Here is a 21,254-nt window from a genome sequence, read left to right as displayed (position 1 = left end):
ACGGCCACCCGGCCGGCCGCGGACGCTCGACCGTTCAACGGACCTCACACCTCTGGAGAGCCATGTCCCGCCGCCTGTTCACCTCGGAATCCGTGACCGAGGGCCACCCCGACAAGATCGCCGACCAGATCAGCGACGCGATCCTCGACGCACTGCTGAGCCAGGACCCGTCCTCCCGGGTCGCCGTCGAGACACTGATCGCCACCGGCCAGGTGCACATCGCCGGTGAGGTGACGACCAAGGCGTACGCCGACATCCCCGGTCTCGTCCGCGAGACGATTCTGGGCATCGGCTACGACTCGTCGGCCAAGGGATTCGACGGCGCCACCTGCGGAGTCTCGGTGTCCATCGGCGCGCAGTCGCCGGACATCGCGCAGGGCGTCGACATCGCGTACGAGAAGCGCGTGGGGGGTGCCGCGGCAGACGGGGAGGGGGACGATCTCGACAAGCAGGGCGCCGGCGACCAGGGCCTGATGTTCGGCTACGCCACGAACGAGACCCCGTCCCTGATGCCGCTGCCGATCGAGCTGGCCCACCGGCTCTCACGCCGGCTGACCGAGGTCCGCAAGGACGGCACCGTCCCCTACCTCCGCCCCGACGGGAAGACGCAGGTCACCATCGAGTACAGCGGCAGCCGCCCGGTCCGTCTCGACACCGTTGTCGTCTCCTCGCAGCACGCCTCCGACATCGACCTCGACAACCTGCTGAGCCCGGACATCCGCCACCACGTCGTCGAGCACGTACTGACCGAACTCGCCGAGGACGGCATCAAGCTGGAGTCCGACGACTACCGGCTGCTGGTCAACCCGACCGGACGCTTCGAGATCGGCGGCCCGATGGGCGACGCGGGTCTGACCGGCCGCAAGATCATCATCGACACCTACGGCGGCATGGCCCGCCACGGCGGCGGCGCCTTCTCGGGCAAGGACCCGTCGAAGGTGGACCGCTCGGCCGCCTACGCGATGCGCTGGGTCGCCAAGAACGTCGTCGCGGCGGGCCTCGCGGACCGGTGCGAGGTCCAGGTCGCGTACGCCATCGGCAAGGCCGAGCCGGTCGGCCTGTTCGTCGAGACCTTCGGCACCGGCGCCGTCGCCCAGAACCGCATCGAGCAGGCGATCAGGGAGGTCTTCGACCTGCGCCCGGCCGCCATCGTCCGTGACCTCGACCTGCTGCGGCCGATCTACTTCCGGACCGCCGCCTACGGCCACTTCGGACGCGAACTGCCCGACTTCACCTGGGAGCGGACCGACCGCGCCCAGCAGCTGAAGGCCGCGGCCGGTCTCTGACCGGCCGGCTCCTTCGTCCTTCGTGCTCCGTACTCCCGAGGAGAGCCCGACGTGCGCATCGTTGTCACCGGTTCCATCGCCGCGGACGCGGCCGGACTGTTCGCACCTGCCCCGGACCACCGGTCATGAAGGGCACCCGATCCGCAGCGCTCCGTGAGGCGCTCGCCACCCGGGTGGTGGTGGCCGACGGTGCCATGGGCACCATGCTGCAGGCCCAGGACCCCACGCTGGAGGACTTCGAGAACCTCGAGGGCTGCAACGAGATCCTGAACCTCACCCGGCCCGACATCGTGCGTTCCGTGCATGAGGAGTACTTCGCGGTCGGCGTGGACTGTGTGGAGACGAACACCTTCGGCGCGAACAGCGCGGCGCTGGGTGAGTACGACATTCCCGAGCGGGTGTATGAGCTCTCGGAGTCGGGTGCGCGTATCGCCCGTGAGGTGGCGGACGAGTTCACGGCCTCGACGGGGCAGCAGCGCTGGGTCCTGGGCTCGATGGGGCCCGGCACGAAGCTTCCGACGCTGGGGCACGCCCCGTACGTGAAGCTGCGTGACGGGTTCCAGCGGAACGCGGAGGGGCTGATCGCGGGCGGCGCCGACGCGCTGATCGTGGAGACGACGCAGGACCTCCTGCAGACGAAGGCCGGCATTCTGGGGGCGCGGCGCGCGCTGGAGGCTCTGGGCAGCGATCTGCCGTTGCTGGTGTCGTTGGCCTTCGAGACGACCGGGACGATGCTGCTCGGCTCCGAGATCGGCGCCGCGCTGACCGCCCTGGAGCCGCTGGGCATCGACATGATCGGCCTGAACTGCTCGACCGGTCCGGCGGAGATGAGCGAGCACCTGCGCTATCTGACCCGTCACTCCCGTATCCCGTTGCTCTGTATGCCGAACGCCGGTCTGCCGGTGCTGACGAAGGACGGGGCGCACTTCCCGCTCGGTCCCGAGGGGCTGGCGGATGCGCAGGAGACGTTCGTTCAGGAGTACGGGCTGTCGCTGGTGGGCGGTTGCTGCGGTACGACTCCGGAGCACCTGCGCCAGGTCGTCGACCGGGTCCGCGGGTCCGCCATCACCGCCCGGGACCCGCGCCCGGAGCCGGGTGCGGCGTCGCTCTACCAGACCGTGCCCTTCCGGCAGGACACCTCGTACCTCGCCATCGGTGAGCGGACGAACGCCAACGGGTCGAAGAAGTTCCGTGAGGCGATGCTGGAGGCGCGGTGGGACGACTGTGTGGAGATGGCGCGTGACCAGATCCGCGAGGGCGCGCACCTGCTCGATCTCTGCGTCGACTACGTGGGCCGTGACGGGGTCGCGGACATGGCGGAGCTGGCCGGACGGTTCGCCACGGCCTCCACGCTGCCGATCGTGCTGGACTCCACCGAGCTGCCCGTGCTGCGGGCCGGCCTGGAGAAGCTCGGCGGGCGCGCGGTCCTGAACTCGGTGAACTACGAGGACGGTGACGGGCCCGAGTCCCGGTTCGTGCAGGTGACCAGGCTGGCCGCCGAGCACGGTGCCGCACTGATCGCCCTGACGATCGACGAGGAGGGCCAGGCCCGCACGGTCGAGCACAAGGTGGCCATCGCGGAGCGCCTGATCGAGGACCTCACCGGCAACTGGGGCATTCACGAGTCGGACATCCTCATCGACTGCCTGACCTTCACCATCTGCACGGGGCAGGAGGAGTCGCGCAAGGACGGCATCGCCACCATCGGGGCGATCCGTGAGCTGAAGAAGCGCCACCCCGACGTCCAGACCACGCTTGGCCTCTCGAACATCTCCTTCGGTCTCAACCCGGCGGCCCGCGTCGTCCTGAACTCGGTCTTCCTCGACGAGTGTGTGAAGGCGGGGCTGGACTCCGCGATCGTGCACGCGTCGAAGATCCTGCCGATCGCGCGGCTGGACGAGGAGCAGGTCAAGGTCGCCCACGACCTGATCTACGACCGTCGCGCCGAGGACTACGACCCGCTGCAGCGGCTCATGGAGCTCTTCGAGGGCGTCAACATGAAGTCGATGAAGGAGGGCAAGGCCGAGGAACTCCTCGCGCTGCCTCTGGACGAGCGGCTTCAGCGCCGGATCATCGACGGCGAGAAGAAGGGGCTGGAGGCCGACCTCGACGAGGCCCTGCAGACGCGTCCCGCGCTCGACATCGTCAACGACACCCTGCTGGAGGGCATGAAGGTCGTCGGCGAGCTGTTCGGCTCCGGCCAGATGCAGTTGCCCTTCGTGCTCCAGTCCGCCGAGGTCATGAAGACCGCGGTGGCCCACCTGGAGCCGCACATGGAGAAGTCGGACGCCGAGGGCAAGGGCACCATCGTGCTGGCCACCGTCCGCGGCGACGTCCACGACATCGGCAAGAACCTCGTCGACATCATCCTGTCCAACAACGGGTTCAACGTCGTGAACATCGGTATCAAGCAGCCCGTCTCCGCGATCCTGGACGCCGCCGAGGAACACAAGGCCGACGTCATCGGCATGTCCGGCCTCCTGGTCAAGTCCACCGTGATCATGAAGGAGAACCTCCAGGAGCTCAACCAGCGCAAGCTGGCCGCCGAGTACCCGGTCATCCTGGGCGGCGCCGCCCTGACCCGCGCCTACGTCGAACAGGACCTCCACGAGATCTACGAGGGCGAGGTCCGCTACGCCCGCGACGCCTTCGAGGGCCTGCGGCTGATGGACGCGCTGATCGCGGTCAAGCGCGGCGTTCCCGGAGCCTCTCTGCCTGAGCTGAAGCAGCGTCGGGTGCCCAAGCGGGAGACCGCCGTGCTGGAGGTCGAGGAGCCGGAGGAGGGCGTGCGTTCCGACGTCTCGGTCACCAACCCCGTCCCCGAGCCCCCGTTCTGGGGCACCCGGGTCGTCAAGGGCATCCAGCTCAAGGAGTACGCCTCCTGGCTCGACGAGGGCGCACTCTTCAAGGGCCAGTGGGGCCTCAAGCAGGCCCGCGCCGGCGACGGACCCACGTACGAGGAGCTGGTCGAGACCGAGGGCCGGCCGCACCTGCGGGGCTGGCTCGACAAGCTGCACACCGAGAACCTGCTGGAAGCGGCCGTCGTCTACGGCTACTTCCCCTGCGTCTCCAAGGGCGACGACCTGATCCTGCTGCACGAGGACGGCTCGGAGCGCACCCGCTTCACCTTCCCGCGCCAGCGCCGCGGCCGCCGCCTCTGCCTCGCCGACTTCTTCCGCCCCGAGGAGTCCGGCGAGACGGACGTCATCGGCCTCCAGGTCGTCACCGTCGGATCGCGGATCGGCGGCGAGACCGCCAAGCTCTTCGAGGCCAACGCCTACCGCGACTACCTGGAGCTGCACGGCCTCTCCGTCCAGCTGGCCGAGGCCCTCGCCGAGTACTGGCACGCCCGGGTCCGCGCCGAACTGGGCATCGCGGGGGCCGAGCCCGCCGCGCTGGACGGCATGTTCCGCACCGAGTACCAGGGCTGCCGCTACTCCCTGGGCTACCCCGCCTGCCCCGATCTGGAGGACCGCGCCAAGATCGCCGCGCTGCTTCGGCCCGAGCGGATCGGAGTCGTCCTGTCGGAGGAATTCCAGCTCCACCCCGAGCAGTCCACCGACGCGATCGTGCTGCACCACCCCGAGGCCGGTTACTTCAACGCGGGAGGCCGCCGGCCATGACCACGCAGCGCTGTGCGAGGCGGTCCGCCGCGTAGAGGCGCTGTCCCGGCCCGCGCACCCCCGGACCTGCCCCGCATCACGCCCGACCGGTCCACAGCGACACCCCCGGATACACCGGAACATTCAGAACTCAAGGAGTGCACATGCCCTCGCAGCCGCCCGCCGACTTCACGGACTTCAAGGTCGCCGACCTCTCCCTCGCGGCGTTCGGCCGCAAGGAGATCACGCTGGCCGAGCACGAGATGCCCGGTCTGATGTCGATCCGCAGGGAGTACGCCGCCGCGCAGCCGCTGGCCGGTGCCCGTATCACCGGTTCGCTGCACATGACTGTGCAGACGGCGGTGCTGATCGAGACCCTGGTCGCCCTCGGCGCCGAGGTCCGCTGGGCCTCCTGCAACATCTACTCGACCCAGGACCACGCGGCCGCCGCTGTGGCTGCGGCGGGTGTCCCGGTCTTCGCCTGGAAGGGTGAGTCGCTGGAGGAGTACTGGTGGTGCACGGAGCAGGCTTTGACCTGGCCGAACACCCCTACCGGTGGTCCGAACATGATTCTCGACGACGGTGGTGACGCCACTCTCCTCGTCCACAAGGGCGTCGAGTTCGAGAAGGAGGGGGCGGCTCCGGATCCGTCGACCGCGGACAGTGAGGAGTACGCCCATATCCTCGCGACGCTGAACCGTACGCTCGGTGAGTCCCCGCAGAAGTGGACGCAGCTGGCGTCGGAGATCCGTGGTGTCACGGAGGAGACCACGACGGGTGTGCACCGGCTGTACGAGATGCACCGCGACGGGACTCTGCTGTTCCCGGCGATCAATGTGAATGACGCGGTCACGAAGTCGAAGTTCGACAACAAGTACGGGTGCCGGCACTCGCTGATCGACGGCATCAACCGGGCCACGGACGTGCTGATCGGTGGCAAGACGGCCGTGGTGTGTGGTTACGGCGATGTGGGCAAGGGGTGTGCGGAGTCGCTGCGGGGTCAGGGTGCCCGGGTGATCATCACGGAGATCGACCCGATCTGCGCGCTGCAGGCGGCGATGGACGGTTACCAGGTCGCCACGCTCGATGATGTGGTGGAGCAGGCGGACATCTTCGTCACGACGACGGGCAACAAGGACATCATCATGGCCTCCGACATGGCCCGGATGAAGCACCAGGCGATCGTCGGGAACATCGGTCACTTCGACAACGAGATCGACATGGCGGGTCTCGCGAAGATCGACGGGATCGTCAAGGACGAGGTCAAGCCGCAGGTCCACACCTGGACGTTCCCGGACGGCAGGGTCCTGATCGTGCTGTCCGAGGGCCGCCTGCTGAACCTGGGCAACGCGACCGGCCACCCCTCGTTCGTGATGTCGAACAGCTTCGCGGACCAGACGCTGGCCCAGATCGAGCTGTTCACCAAGCCCGAGGAGTACCCGACCGACGTCTACGTGCTGCCCAAGCACCTCGACGAGAAGGTCGCCCGCCTCCACCTCGCCGCACTCGGCGTGCGGCTCACAACGCTACGCCCGGAGCAGGCGGCGTACATCGGTGTCGAGGTCGACGGCCCGTACAAGTCCGACCACTACCGCTACTGACCCGGACTCCGGTCCACCCGTAGGGGAGGGAAGTAGAGAGCGGCTCGACAGACGCTGGAGGATTCCGGGCCCGTCCCCGTTGCTTCGCTACCGTTCGTCGGCGAGGCCCGAAAAATCGATGCGAACTCGACCACGTGCGGAGGAAACCGTGAAGATTCAGGTTCTGGGTCCGTTGAGTGCCGAGGTCAACGGGGGCTCGATTGTTCCGACGGCAGGGAAGCCGCGCCAGATCCTGGCTCTTCTCGCGTTGTACCCGGGACGGGTGATCCCCGTACCGACGCTCATGGAGGAGATCTGGGGAACCGGACTCCCGCCGAGCGCCCTCACCACCCTGCAGACCTACATCCTCCAACTGCGCCGGCGGCTGGGCACGGCCATGGGGCCGGGCGCCCCCGGCGGGGCCAAGGACGTGCTCGCCACCCGCCACGGCGGCTACCTGATGCAGATCGAACCCGGCTCGGTCGACGTGCACGAGTACGAAGGACTGGTCGCCAAGGGGCAGCGGGCCTTCGAGGCCGGCGAGGACCAGCAGGCCGCCGGGCTGCTGCGCACGGCGCTCGCCCTGTGGCAGGGCCCCGCGCTGGTCGACGTGCGCGTCGGCCCGATCCTGGAGATAGAGGTCATGCGGCTGGAGGAGAGCCGGCTGGTGACCGTCGAGCGCCGCATCGACGCGGACCTCCGCCTGGGCCGGCACACCGAACTCATCGTCGAGCTGGCCGAACTGATAGCACGTCACCCGCAGCACGAGGGCCTGCACTCGCAGGCCATGGTGGCGCTCTACCGCTCCGGCCGCCAGGCGACGGCGCTCGACGTCTACCGGCGCCTGCGCACCCGGCTCATCGACGACCTCGGTGTCGAGCCCTCGCCACAACTCCAGCGCCTGCACCGGGCGATGCTCATGGTGGACCCCGCACTGGACATGGCCTCCGGACCACGCCGCAGCTCCACGTTCGACCTCTACGCCGCATAGAATGCCGCCCGGGGCAACGGGTTCGAGCGGATCTCGAGCGCGGTGTGCAAAGGTCCGGCCAAGGGCCGACGCCAACGGCCGCACCGAGCCGGAGAACCTGCGTACACCGGCCCCGGGCTCGTCCCCGGCCTCAAGGACCCCCGTCCTCGTCGGCGGACCGGTCGAGGCGGTCCGCGAGTTCCTCCACCGCGTCCAGGCCCCCCCGGCACAGCGCGGTCTTGCGGGAGAGGAAGGCCGTACGGAAGATCCTCGGTGCGGGCGCCCAGGACGGCGCCGGCCCGTACCTACGTCAGGGAGGCACCCGGCCGCAACGAAACCGCGACGCGCAACCTCGCCAAGCAGTTCGCGGAGAGTCCGGTCCCCGCTCTCCGACCCCGCACCACCAGGAGTACGCATATGCGCATGTCCTCGCCCACGGCATCACGGGCGCATTCCCAGCTCACGCTGGAGGAGGTCATCAAGCGGTACGACGACCACGTCGTGCTCGACCGGGTGTCCCTCACCGTCAAGCCGGGTGAGAAGGCCGGCGTCATCGGTGACAACGGCTCGGGCAAGTCCACCCTGCTCCGGCTGATCGCCGGAGCCGAGGCCGCGGACAACGGCGAGGTGACCGTCACCGCCCCCGGCGGCGTCGGCTACCTGCCGCAGCGACTCGACATGCCGGCCGGAGCCACCGTCAGGGATGTCCTCGACCGCGCCTTCGCGGACCTGCGTGCCCTGGAGAAGCGCCTCCACGAGGTCGAGGACTCGCTGGTGGACGACGATCCGGCGCTTCTCGCCGAGTACGGGAACCTGCTCGCGGAGTTCGAGGACCGAGGCGGTTACGAGGCCGACGCACGGGCGGACACGGCCCTGCACGGCCTCGGCCTGCCCGGACTCGACCGCGACCGCCCGGTGGACACCCTCTCCGGCGGCGAGCGCTCCCGGCTCGCGCTGGCCGCCACCCTGGCCGCCGCCCCCGAGCTGCTGCTTCTCGACGAGCCCACCAACGACCTCGACGACCAGGCCGTGGACTGGCTGGAGAAGCGGCTCCAGGACCACCGCGGCACCATCGTCGTCATCACCCACGACCGCGCCTTCCTGGAGGCCGTCACCTCCGCCATCCTGGAGGTCGACCCCGACCGGAAGACCGTCAACCGGTACGGCAACGGCTACCAGGGCTACCTCGCCGCCAAGGCCGCCGCCCGCGCCCGCTGGGAGCGGGAGTACGAGGAGCACCTCGCCGAGATCGAACGGCAGGAGACCCGCGCGGCCACCGCGGGAAGGATGCTGGCCTCCATCGCCAAGAAGGGCCCCTGGGCCTTCAGCGGTTCCGAGCACCACCGGGCCAGGTCCTCCTCGTCCTCGACCTCCAGCAAGGCCCGCAACGCCAACGAGCGGCTGAACCGCCTCCACACCGACCCGGTACCGAAGCCGCCCGAGCCGCTGCGCTTCACCGCCGACATCGCGGTGGGCGACGAGACCGCCGAGGTTCCCCAGGGACCCATCACCGAGGTCTCCGGGCTGCGCGTCGACGGCCGGCTCGCCCTCGACTCGCTGTCCCTCGCCCATGGTGAGCGGCTGCTGATCACCGGCCCCAACGGCGCGGGCAAGAGCACCCTGCTGCGGGTGCTCGCCGGCGACCTGGAGCCCGACGCGGGCACCGTGCGGCGGGCCGGGCGGATCGGCTGGCTGCGCCAGGACGAACTGCCCAAGGACCCCCGGCGCTCGGTGCTCGCGGAGTTCGCCGAGGGCCGCCTCGGCCACGCCGACGAGTACACCGAGCAACTGCTCTCCCTGGGCCTGTTCCGGGAGTCCGAGTTCAGCCTTCCGGTCGGCTCCCTGTCCGTGGGCCAGCGCCGCCGCATCGACCTGGCCCGCCTGGTCACCCGGCCCGTGGACCTGCTGCTCCTCGACGAGCCCACCAACCACTTGTCCCCGCTGCTCGTCGAGGAGCTGGAACAGGCACTGGTGGACTACACGGGGACCGTGGTGGTCGTCACGCATGACCGGCGGATGCGCCGGGCCTTCCGGGGCTCGCACCTCGAACTGAGCGGGAAGGCCGCCGTCAGCGGCTGACGCGGACCGCCGCCGCGCGGATCTCGTCCAGCAGCCCGGCCTGCCGCCGCGACTCCTCGCCGAGGAGCGGCAGGCCGGGCCGCCGCGCTTCCGGTGCGCGCACGGACGCGGCGAAGAACCGCAGTACCGCCTCGAAATGGTCCTCGGCGGGCACCCGGATCTTCGTCCGCCCGGTGCCGGTCGCCAGCCGGATCACCGGCTCGTGATCGGGCGCCGTCGTGTACACGTGGTCCACGGACAGGGTGCCGGCGCTGCCCTGGATCTCGTACCAGGACCGGTAGTGGTGCTCCATGCCGAACCGGAGCTGCGCCACCGCGCCCTCCGGGGCGGCCAGCAGTACGGCCCCGGACAGGTCCACGCCGTGCTCCTCGTCGGTGCGCAGCACCGCGCCGGCCACGGTCAGGCCGCAGCCGAGGAAGCGCAGGGCGGCCCGCAGCGGGTAGACCCCGCTGTCGAGCAGGGCCCCGCCGCCGGTGCGCGGGTCGTAGCGGGTGTCACCCGGCGGGCGCGGCGGGATCGTGAACGCGGCGGAGACGGCGCGCACTTCGCCCAGGGCCCCGTCCGTGAGGAGGCCCGCGACCCGCCGCTGGGTGCCGTGGTGGAGGAACATGAAGTTCTCCAGCAGCACCAGGCCGCGCTCCCGCGCCAGTTCGTACAGGGCCTCGGCCTGCGCACCGCAGGTCGCGAGCGGCTTCTCCACCAGGACGTGCTTGCCGGCGCGCAGGGCACGTTCGGCCCAGGCGGCGTGGTGCATGGTGGGCAGGCAGAGGTAGACGGCGTCCACGTCGGCGCGCCCGAGCAGGTCCTCGTACGAGGGCGCGGGGGTGCCGCCGAACCGGTCAGCGAACGCCGCGGCCCGCGCGGGGTCCCGCGCGGCGGTGGCGGCCAGTTCCAGTCCGGGGGTGCGCAGCAGCGCGGGCAGGGTGCGGCGCGCGGCGATGTCGCCGCAGCCGAGGAGTCCCAGGCGCAGGGGAGCGGGCATGACGTCCTCGGTGGGAGGGGCAGGGGCGGTCGGCAGCGGGAACGGTCAGTACATGGTGTGGGCGCAGACGACGAGTGTGCGCAGTTCGACGTTGAGGTAGTTGCCGTGCGCCATCAGCTCGGTGAGCTGGGAGAAGGTCAGCCAGGCGTAGTCGCGCGGCACGTCCTCGCCGAACTCCTCGGGCACCTCGATGATCGTGTACCTGTTCTCCGCGTGGTAGAAGCGGCCGCCCTCCTCGGACTGCACCGCGTCGTAGTGGATCCGCGCCGTCGGGGCAGCCAGCACGTCGGCGAGGAAGGGCGGGTACGGGTCGGTTCCCGGGCCGGTGTGGTCGGCCGGCCGGCAGTGCACGGTCGGCGCCAGTTCGGCGACGTTCAGGTGCCCGACGTCGACCCGGGCCTGCACCAGGGCGTGCAGGGTGCCGTTGATCCGCTTGACGATCAGGGCCATCAGGCCCGGCACCTGAGGCTGGATCAGGGGCTGCGTCCAGGAGGCGACCTCGCGGTTGCTCGCCGAGATGTCGGCCCCGATCACCCGGAACCGGCGTCCGCCGGTGTGCCCGATCTCCTCGTCCGTGAACGTCCAGCCGTCCTCGGCGACCTCGGCGAGCGGCACCCGGCGCTGGACCAGCTCGCGCAGCGCCCGTATGCCGGTGAGCCAGCTGAGCACCTCGCTCGTGTCGTGCACCGAGGGGGCCGACAGATCGTGGAAGGAGCGCAGGACCGGGTCGACGTCCACGCCGTCCGGTTCGGCGCCCGCCGTGGGCAGGCAGGCCAGGATGGAGCGGGTGTCCATGTTGACCACGTTGTCCAGCCGCAGCAGGCGCAGCAGCTGTCCGAAGGTGAGCCAGCGGAAGCCGTCGCCGATGTCCCCGGTTTCGGTGTCCTCGTCGATCTCGATGATCATGTTGCGGTTGCGCTTGGCGAGGAACCAGTCGGCCTGCTCGGACTGGAGCACGTCCACGAGGACCCGCGCCCGCCCCCGTTCCAGGAACAGGTCGAGGAACGGGATGCCGAGGCCCTGGTGGACCCCCGTGAAGTTGCTGCGCGTGGCCTGCACGGTGGGGGAGAGCTGGAGCGTGTTGATGTTGCCCGGCTCCATTTTGGCCTGCATCAGGAAGTGCAGGACGCCGTCGATCTCCTTGACGACGATTCCGAGCAGGCCGACCTCCGGCTGCACGATGATCGGCTGCTTCCAGCCCCGCTCCGGCAGCCCGTCCGCGGTGACGTGCAGGCCCTCCACGGCGAAGAAGCGGCCCGACTCGTGGCGCAGGTTGCCGTCGCCGTCGAAGTGCCAGCCCCGCAGCGCGGCGAACGGCACCCGGGTGACCCGGAAGCTTCCCGCGCGGGCCTGTTCGGCCAGCCAGCCCAGCACCTGGTCCATGGGCGTGGCCGCGCTGTCGGGGGTACGGGCCGACACCAGCAGGCGGTGCGCGGTGTCCGTTCGGTCTGCGGTCCGGGCCAGGGTGTCAGCGGACATGGTCCAGCGCCTCCTCGATGATGTGGCAGACGGTTTCCGAGCGGTCGTTGAGGAAGAAGTGCCCGCCCGGAAGCACGCGCAGGTCCACCGGACCCCCGGCCACCTCCGACCAGCGCCGCGCGTCGTCGACGGACACGTTGGGGTCGCTGTCCCCGGTGAGCACCGTCAGCGGCACGGACAGCGGCGCTCCGGCGCGGTGCCGGTAGCCGCCCGCCATCCCGTAGTCGTTGCGGAGCGCCGGCAGCACCATCCGGAGCAGCTCCTCGTCCTGGAGGAGCGCCGGATCGGTGCCCTGCAGCGCGGAGATCCGGGAGATCAGGGCCCGGTCGTCCAGCAGGTGCGCGGTGTCCGTGCGCGGCACGGTGGGCGCGCGACGGCCGGATACGAACAGGTGCACGGGCTCCTCGCCCGTTCCGGTCAGCCGGCGCGCGGTCTCGTAGGCGAGGGTGCCGCCCAGGCTGTGCCCGAACAGGGCGAACGGGCTGCGGGTCCATTCCCGCAGCTCCGGCAGCACCGCCTCGACCAGGGCGTCGACGGTCTCGACGAAGGGTTCCCCGCGCCGGTCCTGGCGGCCCGGATACTGCACCGCCAGGACTTCGACGCCGACGCCGGCGAGGGCGTCGGCGAAGCGCAGGTAGGCGGTGGCCGAGCCGCCGGCGTGCGGGAAGCACACCAGCCGGACGGCCGGATCCGCGACCGGCCGGTAGCGGCGCAGCCACACGTCGGAGGGAGCAGAAGGAGAAGAGAGGGAGGAGGGAGACGAGGGGGCGCGGGTGGCGGGAACGGTCACGGCCGGATCAGCTCCCCGCCCGTCGGTACGTACCGCGGCAGCCTGCCGGATGCCACCACCTCCGCGAGGGAGGGTGCGGCCGCGTCCTTGGCGGAGCGCACCGGCGGCTCCGCGAGCTCCCACGGCAGGCCCAGCTCGGGGTCGAGCGCGTCGAGGTCGACCATCGCCCCGGGCACGTACTCCGCGGACAACAGGTAGTTGACGCAGGTGCCGTCCTCCAGGGCGAGGAAGGCGTGGCCGATGCCGCCGGACATGTAGAGGGCGATGCCGTCCCCGGCGTCCAGCCGGTTCACGGCGTACCGGCCGAAGGACGGCGAGCCCTGACGGAGATCGACCATCACGTCGAGGATCGAGCCCCGGACGCAGGTCACCAGCTTCCCGGCGTCGGCCGGTACGTCGTTGCAGTGCACCCCGCGCAGGACGCCGCGCCGCGAGACGGAGTTGTTGACCTGGCGGACCTCGAAGGGCAGCCCGGTCGCCGCCGTCAGCTCACTGTGCCTGGCGGCCTCGTAGAAATGGCCGCGCTCGTCCTCGAACCGCTCCGGCAGCAGCCGGTACGTGCCGGGTATGACCGTCTCGTCAATGCGCACGGGCACCTGCCGGCTGCTCCGTGCCCCGCCCGGCGGCGGCCGCCCCCGGGAGTGCGGCACGCTCCTTCAGCGGCTCCCACCACGCGCGGTTCTCCCGGTACCAGGCCACCGTGGCCGCCAGGCCCTCGGCGAAGGGCACCTGCGGCTCGTAGCCCAGCTCGCGGGAGATCTTCGAGATGTCCACCGAGTACCGGCGGTCGTGCGCGGCCCGGTCGGTGACCCTGCGCACCGCCGACCGGTCCCGGCCGCACAGCTCCAGCAGGTGTTCCGTCAGTTCGAGGTTGGTCAGCTCCGTGCCGCCGCCGATGTTGTAGACCTCGCCGGCCCGGCCCTTCGCGGCGACCAGGGCGATGCCCCGGCAGTGGTCGTCCACGTGCAGCCAGTCGCGGCTGTTGAGGCCGTCGCCGTACAGGGGCACGTCGAGCCCGTCGACCAGGTTGGTGGTGAACAGCGGGATCGCCTTCTCCGGGAACTGGTAGGGACCGTAGTTGTTGGAGCAGCGCGTCACGCACACCTCCAGCCCGTGGGTGCGGTGGAAGGCCAGCGCCATCAGGTCCGAGGAGGCCTTGGAGGCCGCGTACGGGGAGTTGGGCGCCAGCCGGTGCTCCTCCGGCCACGAGCCCGAGTCGATCGAGCCGTACACCTCGTCCGTGGAGACGTGGACGAACCGCGCGACCTTCGCCTCGACGGCCGCCTGCAGGAGGGTCTGGGTGCCGAGCACGTTGGTGCGCACGAACTGCGAGGCGTCGGCGATCGAGCGGTCCACGTGCGACTCGGCCGCGAAGTGCACCACCATGCCGGTCCCGGCCATCAGCCGGCCGACCAGCTCCCTGTCGCAGATGTCGCCGTGGACGAACTCCAGCCCCGGGTGGTCGCGCACCGGGTCGAGGTTGGCGGGGTTCCCGGCGTAGGTGAGGGCGTCCAGGACCACCACCCGTGACCCGTCGAGGTCCGGATAGGCCCCGGACAGCAGTTCTCTGACGAAGTGCGAGCCAATGAAGCCCGCGCCTCCGGTCACCAGGACTCGCATCTCCAACAGGCCTTTCCGGGGGAGGGGACGGGGCGTGGGTTCGGTGGTTCGGTCGGTGGGTTCGGTGGTTGGTCAGGCGGCCGAGGAACTGGCGGTCCGGCCCTCCGCGGCGGCCCGGCGGGCGATCTCCCGCACGTAGTCGCCGTAACTGGAAGCCCCCAGGTCGCTGCCGAGGGCGAAGCACTGCTCCGGGCTGATGAACCCCGTCCGCAGGGCGATCTCCTCCACGCAGGCGATCCGCTCGCCCTGGCGCTGCTCCAGCAGCTGTACGTACTGCCCGGCCTGCAGCAGCGAGTCGTGGGTCCCCATGTCCAGCCAGGCGAACCCGCGGCCCAGCGGGTTCAGCCGGGCCCGGCCCTGGGCCAGGTACGCCCGGTTGACGTCGGTGATCTCCAGCTCGCCGCGTGCCGAGGGCTTCAGTCCGCGGGCGATGTCCACCACGTCGTTGTCGTAGAGGTACAGGCCGGTCACCGCGAGGTTGGAGCGCGGCTTGACCGGCTTTTCCACCAGGGAGAGCAGGGAGCCGTCGGCGTCGATCTCGCCGACCCCGTACCGCTGGGGGTCCTTGACCGGGTAGCCGAACAGCTCACAGCCGTCCAGACGGGCCGCGGCCTGCGCGATCACCTGGGAGAAGCCGGGGCCGTGGAAGACGTTGTCCCCGAGGATCAGCGCCACGGGGCTGTCGCCGATGTGCTCCTCGCTGATGAGGAAGGCCTCCGCGATGCCGCGGGGCTCCTCCTGCTGGGCGTAGCTCAGGCGGATGCCGAGCTGCCTTCCGTCGCCGAGCAGCGAGCGGAACATCTCCAGGTGGTCCTTGGCGGAGATGATCTGGATGTCGCGGATACCCGCCAGCATCAGCACCGACAGCGGGTAGTAGATCATCGGCTTGTCGTACACCGGCAGCAGCTGCTTGGACAGCGCGCCGGTCAGCGGGCGCAGCCGGGTGCCGCTGCCGCCGGCCAGGACGATGCCCTTCATCGGACGGCGGGAGCCGGGGGCGCCGAGTGCCGAGAGGGCCGGGACCTTCGTGACGTCAGACATGGCTGTTCTCCGTGGCATGACGGACCGCCGCGATGACGGTCTCCGCGTCCCGCTCGATCAGTTGCGGGCCCATGGGCAGGCTCAGCACCTCCGCCGCCAGCCGCTCGGAGCGGGGCAGCGGCGCGGTCGGGGTGCGCGCGTAGGCGCCGGATCGGTGGACGGCGATCGGGTAGTGGACCAGGCTCTCCACCCCGGCCCCGGTCAGAGCCTGCCGCAGCTCCTCGCGGTGCGCGGTGCGCAGCACGTACTGGTGCCAGACGGGCTCGGCCCAGGACCGGACGGCCGGAGGGACCACCCCCGGCAGGCCGGAGAGGCCCTCGGTGTAGCGTGCGGCGATCGCGTCCCGGCGCGCGTTCCACGCGTCGAGGTGCGGCAGCTTCGCCCGCAGCGCCGCCGCCTGCAGCTCGTCCAGCCGGGAGTTGGTGCCGCACACCTCGTGCCGGTACTTCTCGCGGGAGCCGTAGTTGCGCAGCAGCCGGATCCGCCCGGCGAGCTCCGGGTCGGAGGTGACCACGGCGCCGCCGTCGCCCAGCGCGCCCAGGTTCTTGCCCGGGTAGAAGCTGAACGCCGCCGCGTACCGCGAGCCGATCCGCCGGCCCTGGTAACGGGCCCCGTGCGCCTGGGCCGCGTCCTCCACGACCGGGATGCCCCGGTGCGCGGTGACGGCCTCGATCGCGTCGAGGTCCACCGGGTGCCCGTACAGGTGCACCGGCATGACCGCCCTGGTCCGCGGGGTGATCGCGGCCGCGAGGCGGTCGGGGTCGATCAGGTACGAGCCGGCCTCCGGCTCCACGGGGACCGGGCGGGCCCCCGTGGCGGAGACCGCGAGCCAGCTCGCGATGTACGTGTGCCCGGGGACGACCACCTCGTCGCCCGCACCGATGCCCAGCGCCCGCAGCGTCAGCTCCAGGGCGGCCAGGCCGCTGCCGACACCGACGCAGTACGCGTTCTCGCAGTACCGGGCGTACTCCTCCTCGAACGCCTCCAGTTCGGGGCCGAGGAGGTAACGACCGGAACGCGACACCCGCAGCAGGGCGGCGTCGATCTCGGCCTGCACACCGTCCAGGGCGTGCAGGTCCCGCAGGTCGTGGAAGGGGACACGCGCCGGGCGGGCCGGCGCCCGGGCCGTCACAGCCCCCTCCTCGCGTCCTGCAGGAACTCGTCGTAGTCGCGGTAGTAGTCGGACTCGTCGTAGTGCCGCGAGGCCAGGACCACACTGACCGCGTCCTCGGAGAAGTCGCTCAGGTTCCGCCACACCATCGGCCCGATGTACAGGCCCTGGCCGGCGTCGTCCAGACGGTGCTCCGCCTGGTTGACCCCGTCGTCCACGGTGATCGTGAAACTGCCGTGGACGGCGATGACGAGCTGCTCCAGCGCCCGGTGCGCGTGCCCGCCGCGGGACGAGCCGGTGTCCAGACCGTGCAGGTAGTACACCCGCTCGATCGGGAAGCCCGCCGTCCACTCGGACTCGACGACCGACAGGTTGCCCCGTGCGTCGTTGTGCTGCTCCAACTCGATGAAGGCACAGGGCTTGACCCTGCCCACCTTCGGTTCTGTGATGATGCCCACCGACATGCGATCGCGCTCCCTGGTTGCCCTGTCCGGCCGGTGCCTCAGGCGCGGCTGGATCAGCCGCGGACGACGGAGACGGGGAGGTGACGCGGGGTCAGCTGATCCGCCTCGTAGAACTCCGCCCCGTCCAGGTCGACCTTGAACGACGGGAAGGCGTCGAAGACCAGGTCGAGGAACACCTTCGCCTCCATCCGGGCCAGGAACGCGCCGAGGCAGTGGTGGATGCCGTGGCCGAAGGCCATGTGCTTGTTCGCGGTCCGGCGGACGTCGAAGACGTCCGGGTCCGGGAACTGCCCGCCGTCGCGGTTGGCCGAGGCGCTCCACGCCGTGACCATCTGGCCGGCCTTCATCGGGACGCCGAGGATGTCGGTGTCCTCCTTCAGCAGCCGGAAGATGTTGTTGAAGGGGCTGCGGTAGCGCAGCGTCTCCTCCACCGCGCCCGCGATCAGCGAGCGGTCCGCCCGCAGCGCCGCCTGCGCCTCGGGGTGCTGGTCCAGCACGATGAACAGGTTGCCGAGCAGGGTCGCGCTGGAGATGTGGCCCGCCGTGAGCAGCAGCGCCACGATGTTGACGATCTCCTCGTCGGTGAGGCGGCGGCCGTCGACCTCGGACTCGATGAGCCCGCTCATCAGGTCGTCGGACGGCGTGGCCCGCTTCTCGGCGATCTTCGCGTACAGGTACGCGGCCCACTCCTTGATGGCGGGGCCCATGGTCTCAGCGAAGTCCGCCGGGAGGTTGGGGTACTCCATGCCCTCGTTGTTGAGGATGACGTCGACCCACTCGCGGAACAGATCCTGGTCCGAGGCCGGCACGCCCAGCAGCTCGGCGATCACCGTCACCGGCAGCGGGTACGCCAGGTCCGTCACCACGTCGATCTCGGTGCGGTCGCCGAAGTCGGCGAGGAGCTTGCGGGTGATCTCCGCGATGCGGGGCTCCAGCGCGGCCATCCGGCGCGGGGTGAACGCCTGGCTGACCAGCTTGCGCAGCGGGCCGTGCTTCGGCGGGTCGATGCCGCCGAAGGTGCCCGGCCCCATCAGCAGAGCCAGCTCCTCCGGTACCGGGAAGACCGGCGAGAAGTCCGAGGAGAAGATCTGCGGGTTGGTGGAGACGGTGTTGTAGTCCTCGTACGAGAACACCTGCCACGCGAAACGCGTCGAGTCCCAGAACACGGGGGCCTCGGCGCGGCACCGCGCGAACCAGTCCAGCAGCCCCTGGGCGTCGGCGTCGGCCGGCTGCGCCAGCGGGTGCGGCGCCTCGGTCTCCGGGATGTCCAGGGCCACGACGTCTGTGTCCTCGGCGATCTGTGTCGTCATATCGGCTTCCTCAGCTGGTATCGGCAAGAAGTCTGGAAAGAGGGAGGGGCGGTACGGGGCGGTTCAGCCGGCGGCGGGCGCGGGCACCAGGAGTCGCTCGACCGCGTCGGCGGCCGCGGCCGGGCCGCCCGCGGACTGGATCTCCTGCCGCAGCCACGCCACCTTCGCGGCAACGGACTCGTCGGCGGCCAGGGCGAGCACGGTCTCGCGGATCTTCTCCGGGGAGATGTCCTTGCGCAGGATCTTGGCGCCCACGCCCAGTTGCTCCACCCGCGTCGCCGTCGCGTGCAGCTCCGCCATCTGCGGCACCGAGATGACCGGGACGCTCTCGGAGACGGCCTGGAGCACGGTGCTCGTACCGCCGTGATTGATCATCAGGGACGCGTGCTTGAGCACGGCGCCCTGCGGCACGAAGGAGTGCACCCGCACGTTCGGCGGCAGCTCGCCGAGACCGCCCTCCGCGACCCCGCCGGCGTGCGCGATCACCACGTCCCAGTCCAGGCCCGCGAAGGCGTCGACGCAGGCGCGGAAGAACTCCGGCTGCTTGTTGTACAGGGTGCCCAGGCTGACCAGCGCGAGCGGGCGGCCCGTGGCGGGCGCCTCCCAGTCGCCGTGGAAGCTGTTGTCGCTCGTGCACGGGCCGACGAAGGCGACCTCCTCACCGAAGGTCTCGCCCGCGTACTGGAAGGCACGCGGCAGGTAGACCAGGGCGGGACCCGAGTGCACGTCCTGCGCGAACTCCCCGATGCTCTTGTCGACGCCGTGCTCCGCCAGCAGCCCGGCGACGGTCTCGAACAGCTCCCCGGTCTCCGGGTCCTGCTGCTGCTCCTCCGCCGTGTCGACCGGCGGGTGCAGGGACCAGTGCTCGTTGGCCACGTACGTCGGCGTGCTGCGGATGACCGGCACGCCCCACTTCGCCGCCAGGACGGCCCCGCTCCAGAAGGAGGACGGGTCGCACACGAACACGTCCGGCCGGCCCTCGGTCTCGAAGTGCTCCTCGAACCGGGGAAGCGTCTGCCGGGTCAGCTCCAGCATCCACTTCATCATGTTCACGAACTCCTGCTGGTCCGTGTACTCGGCGGAGTCCTGCTGCGGCACCATCGTGGCCAGGAACCGGTCCTGGTCCATCGGGTAGGGGACGAACTCCGCCCCCGTCGCGAGCACCCGCTCGCCGTAGCTCTCGGACAGGGCGTAGGTGACCCGGTGGCCGCGCGCGACGAGTTCCCTGGCCACGGACAGCGTCGGGTTGACGTGACCGGCCGCAGGGAGAATGAAGAAGGCGATATGTGCCATCGGGGCAGCCTTTCGAGGCAATACGGATACGGCTTTTCGATGCAGCTCTTCGATGAAGCTTTTCGGCAGAAATCCTTGGTGCAGTTCTTCGGTGCAGGTCTTCGGTGCAACGGAAAATTACGGCTCCCCGCTTGTGCGGCGCAAGGGGAGACCTGACACAGTCGTCTGCGTTTCTCCATTCTGAGCCGGCCGTGTCGCGCCCGGCTCAAATCACTGTCGCGCGCCACTTGCACACCGCTCAAATTCGACTCGAATTTCCTGGCCAATTCGCGGTGACTTGACACAATCAAAAACGCGCCGATGGCAACGGTGCGGTGCTGCTGTTCGGTGTCAGGGTCCGCGTACAGAGGAGATTCAGTCATGACCTGCCCTCATGCCGTCGCCGGATCCGTCCGGACGTATCCGTTCGGCGACCGAGTAGACCTCGTGCTCGACCCCGCGTACGCCGAACTCCGGTCCGGCGAGCCCGTGGCACGGGTCCGCATGCCCTACGGCGGCGAGGCGTGGCTCCTGACACGGCACGCGGACATCAAGAAGGCCTCGGCCGACCCCCGGCTCAGCATGCACGCGGGCGCCGACAAGGACGTGCCCCGCGCCGCCCCCCGCGGCCTCGACTCCGTCGGCCTCATGGGCATGCCGCCCAAGGACCACGCCCGGCTGCGCCGGCTCGTCTCCCGCGCCTTCACCGCCCGCCGCGTGGCCGCGATACGCCCCCGCATCGCCGAGATCACCCACGCCCTCGTCGACGACCTGGTCGCCGACGGCGGGCCCGCCGACCTCGTCGAGAAGCTCGCACTGCCCCTGCCCACCTCGGTCATCTGCGAAATGCTCGGCATCCCCCACGAGGACCAGCACATCTTCCGGGCCTTCACCGAGGCCCTGATGTCCGCCAGCCGCTACACCGACGAGCAGGTCGCCCAGGCGGCCGAGGAGTACGCCGACTACCTGCGCGGATACGTGGTCAAGCGGCGCGCGCAGCCGGAGGACGACCTCCTCAGCGCCCTGGTCGTGGCCCACGACGAGGGCGAACACCTCACCGAGAACGAACTGCTCATGCTCACCGGCGGCATGCTCATCGGCGGCCACGAGACCACCGCCACCCAGATCGCCGGCCACGTCCTGGTCCTCCTGCAGGACCGCAGCCGCTACGAGCGGCTGTGCGCCAACCCCGAACTCGTGCCGGCCGCCGTGGAGGAGCTCCTGCGCGTCGTCCCGCTGTGGAACAGCGTCGGCCCCACCCGCGTCGCCACCGAGGACGTTGAGATCGGCGGCGTGACCATCCGCGCCGGCGAGGCCGTCGTCTACTCCCTCGCCTCCGCCAACCACGACGGGACCGTGTTCGAGGACGCCGCAGGCGTCGTCCTGGACCGTGAGCCCAACCAGCACCTCGCCTTCGGCCAGGGCCCGCACTTCTGCCTCGGCGCCCCGCTGGCCCGCGCCGAACTCCAGTGCGCCCTGGAAGTCCTCACCGGCCGCCTGCCCGGACTGCGCCTCGCCGTCCCCGCCGACGAACTCGCCTGGCACCCGGACATGCTCGTCCGCGGACTCGTGGAGCTCCCCGTCACGTGGTGACGGCGCCCCGGCGCCCGGCTCCCCCGGCAGTACCGGCCCTTCCGGGTCTCTCGAACTGCTCGTGGATTTTCCGCA

The 21,254-nt window shown here is 70.5% G+C and carries 16 protein-coding genes; 6 read left to right on the top strand and 10 right to left on the bottom strand.

Going from position 1 to position 21,254, the window contains the following annotated elements; translation table 11 throughout:
- The first annotated feature begins 62 nt into the window (after positions 1 to 62).
- The 5 genes from metK (at position 63) to abc-f (ending at position 9,517) form a co-directional block, all read left to right on the top strand.
- Entirely contained in the window at positions 63 to 1,286 is a 1,224-nt protein-coding gene (gene metK, locus EDD93_RS39025) for a methionine adenosyltransferase (RefSeq protein WP_123531807.1), read from the top strand.
- 125 nt (positions 1,287 to 1,411) lie between these two features.
- Positions 1,412 to 4,909, top strand: coding sequence for a methionine synthase (metH, locus tag EDD93_RS39020; RefSeq protein ID WP_123531806.1), 3,498 nt, complete (start codon positions 1,412 to 1,414; stop codon positions 4,907 to 4,909).
- Positions 4,910 to 5,052: 143 nt separating this feature from the next.
- A complete protein-coding gene (ahcY, locus tag EDD93_RS39015; protein WP_123531804.1) occupies positions 5,053 to 6,489 on the top strand; it encodes an adenosylhomocysteinase in 1,437 nt (478 codons plus the stop codon).
- Positions 6,490 to 6,637: 148 nt separating this feature from the next.
- The gene (locus EDD93_RS39010) at positions 6,638 to 7,459 is read left to right on the top strand and encodes an AfsR/SARP family transcriptional regulator (RefSeq protein ID WP_123531802.1); all 822 of its coding nucleotides are present in this window, start codon (positions 6,638 to 6,640) and stop codon (positions 7,457 to 7,459) included.
- A 402-nt stretch (positions 7,460 to 7,861) separates the two neighbouring features.
- Positions 7,862 to 9,517, top strand: coding sequence for a ribosomal protection-like ABC-F family protein (gene abc-f / locus EDD93_RS39005; protein WP_221217397.1), 1,656 nt, complete (start codon positions 7,862 to 7,864; stop codon positions 9,515 to 9,517).
- Here abc-f and EDD93_RS39000 read toward each other — a convergent pair.
- The 10 genes from EDD93_RS39000 to EDD93_RS38955 form a co-directional block, all read right to left on the bottom strand.
- Positions 9,507 to 10,499: a Gfo/Idh/MocA family protein gene (locus EDD93_RS39000; RefSeq protein WP_123531798.1), complete on the bottom strand. Its 993-nt coding sequence runs from the start codon at positions 10,497 to 10,499 to the stop codon at positions 9,507 to 9,509. The genes abc-f and EDD93_RS39000 overlap by 11 nt on opposite strands.
- A 45-nt stretch (positions 10,500 to 10,544) precedes the next feature.
- Positions 10,545 to 11,978 (bottom strand): NDP-hexose 2,3-dehydratase family protein, encoded by a 1,434-nt coding sequence (locus tag EDD93_RS38995; RefSeq protein WP_221217396.1) that lies wholly within the window; start codon positions 11,976 to 11,978, stop codon positions 10,545 to 10,547.
- Positions 11,968 to 12,768: a thioesterase II family protein gene (locus EDD93_RS38990; RefSeq protein ID WP_123531796.1), complete on the bottom strand. Its 801-nt coding sequence runs from the start codon at positions 12,766 to 12,768 to the stop codon at positions 11,968 to 11,970. Before EDD93_RS38990 ends, EDD93_RS38995 begins: the two co-directional genes overlap by 11 nt.
- Positions 12,765 to 13,364, bottom strand: coding sequence for a dTDP-4-dehydrorhamnose 3,5-epimerase family protein (locus EDD93_RS38985; protein ID WP_260256162.1), 600 nt, complete (start codon positions 13,362 to 13,364; stop codon positions 12,765 to 12,767). The genes EDD93_RS38990 and EDD93_RS38985 overlap by 4 nt, the downstream gene beginning before the upstream one ends.
- On the bottom strand, positions 13,348 to 14,388 hold the full coding sequence (gene rfbB / locus EDD93_RS38980; protein WP_123531908.1) for a dTDP-glucose 4,6-dehydratase: 1,041 nt from the start codon (positions 14,386 to 14,388) through the stop codon (positions 13,348 to 13,350). The genes EDD93_RS38985 and rfbB overlap by 17 nt, the downstream gene beginning before the upstream one ends.
- A gap of 72 nt (positions 14,389 to 14,460) precedes the next feature.
- Positions 14,461 to 15,366 carry a glucose-1-phosphate thymidylyltransferase RfbA gene (rfbA, locus tag EDD93_RS38975; protein ID WP_123531906.1) on the bottom strand — a complete coding sequence of 302 codons (906 nt, stop codon included), beginning with the start codon at positions 15,364 to 15,366 and terminating at the stop codon, positions 14,461 to 14,463.
- 55 nt (positions 15,367 to 15,421) lie between these two features.
- Positions 15,422 to 16,561: a DegT/DnrJ/EryC1/StrS aminotransferase family protein gene (locus EDD93_RS38970; RefSeq protein ID WP_123531794.1), complete on the bottom strand. Its 1,140-nt coding sequence runs from the start codon at positions 16,559 to 16,561 to the stop codon at positions 15,422 to 15,424.
- Positions 16,558 to 17,004, bottom strand: coding sequence for an FdtA/QdtA family cupin domain-containing protein (locus tag EDD93_RS38965; RefSeq protein WP_123531792.1), 447 nt, complete (start codon positions 17,002 to 17,004; stop codon positions 16,558 to 16,560). Before EDD93_RS38965 ends, EDD93_RS38970 begins: the two co-directional genes overlap by 4 nt.
- Before the next feature lie 53 nt (positions 17,005 to 17,057).
- Positions 17,058 to 18,314: a cytochrome P450 gene (locus EDD93_RS38960; protein WP_123531790.1), complete on the bottom strand. Its 1,257-nt coding sequence runs from the start codon at positions 18,312 to 18,314 to the stop codon at positions 17,058 to 17,060.
- Positions 18,315 to 18,377: 63 nt separating this feature from the next.
- Complete coding sequence (locus EDD93_RS38955) at positions 18,378 to 19,607, bottom strand: macrolide family glycosyltransferase (protein WP_123531788.1); 1,230 nt, start codon at positions 19,605 to 19,607, stop codon at positions 18,378 to 18,380.
- Between the two features lie 360 nt (positions 19,608 to 19,967).
- Between EDD93_RS38955 and EDD93_RS38950 the strand changes: the two genes are divergently transcribed.
- Positions 19,968 to 21,179, top strand: a complete 1,212-nt coding sequence (locus tag EDD93_RS38950; protein ID WP_123531786.1) for a cytochrome P450 — start codon at positions 19,968 to 19,970, stop codon at positions 21,177 to 21,179.
- Positions 21,180 to 21,254 lie beyond the last annotated feature (75 nt).

It is taken from the genome of Streptomyces sp. 840.1 (genome assembly GCF_003751445.1).
Classification (GTDB): domain Bacteria; phylum Actinomycetota; class Actinomycetes; order Streptomycetales; family Streptomycetaceae; genus Streptomyces.
This window is presented reverse-complemented; position numbering and strand designations above follow the sequence as displayed.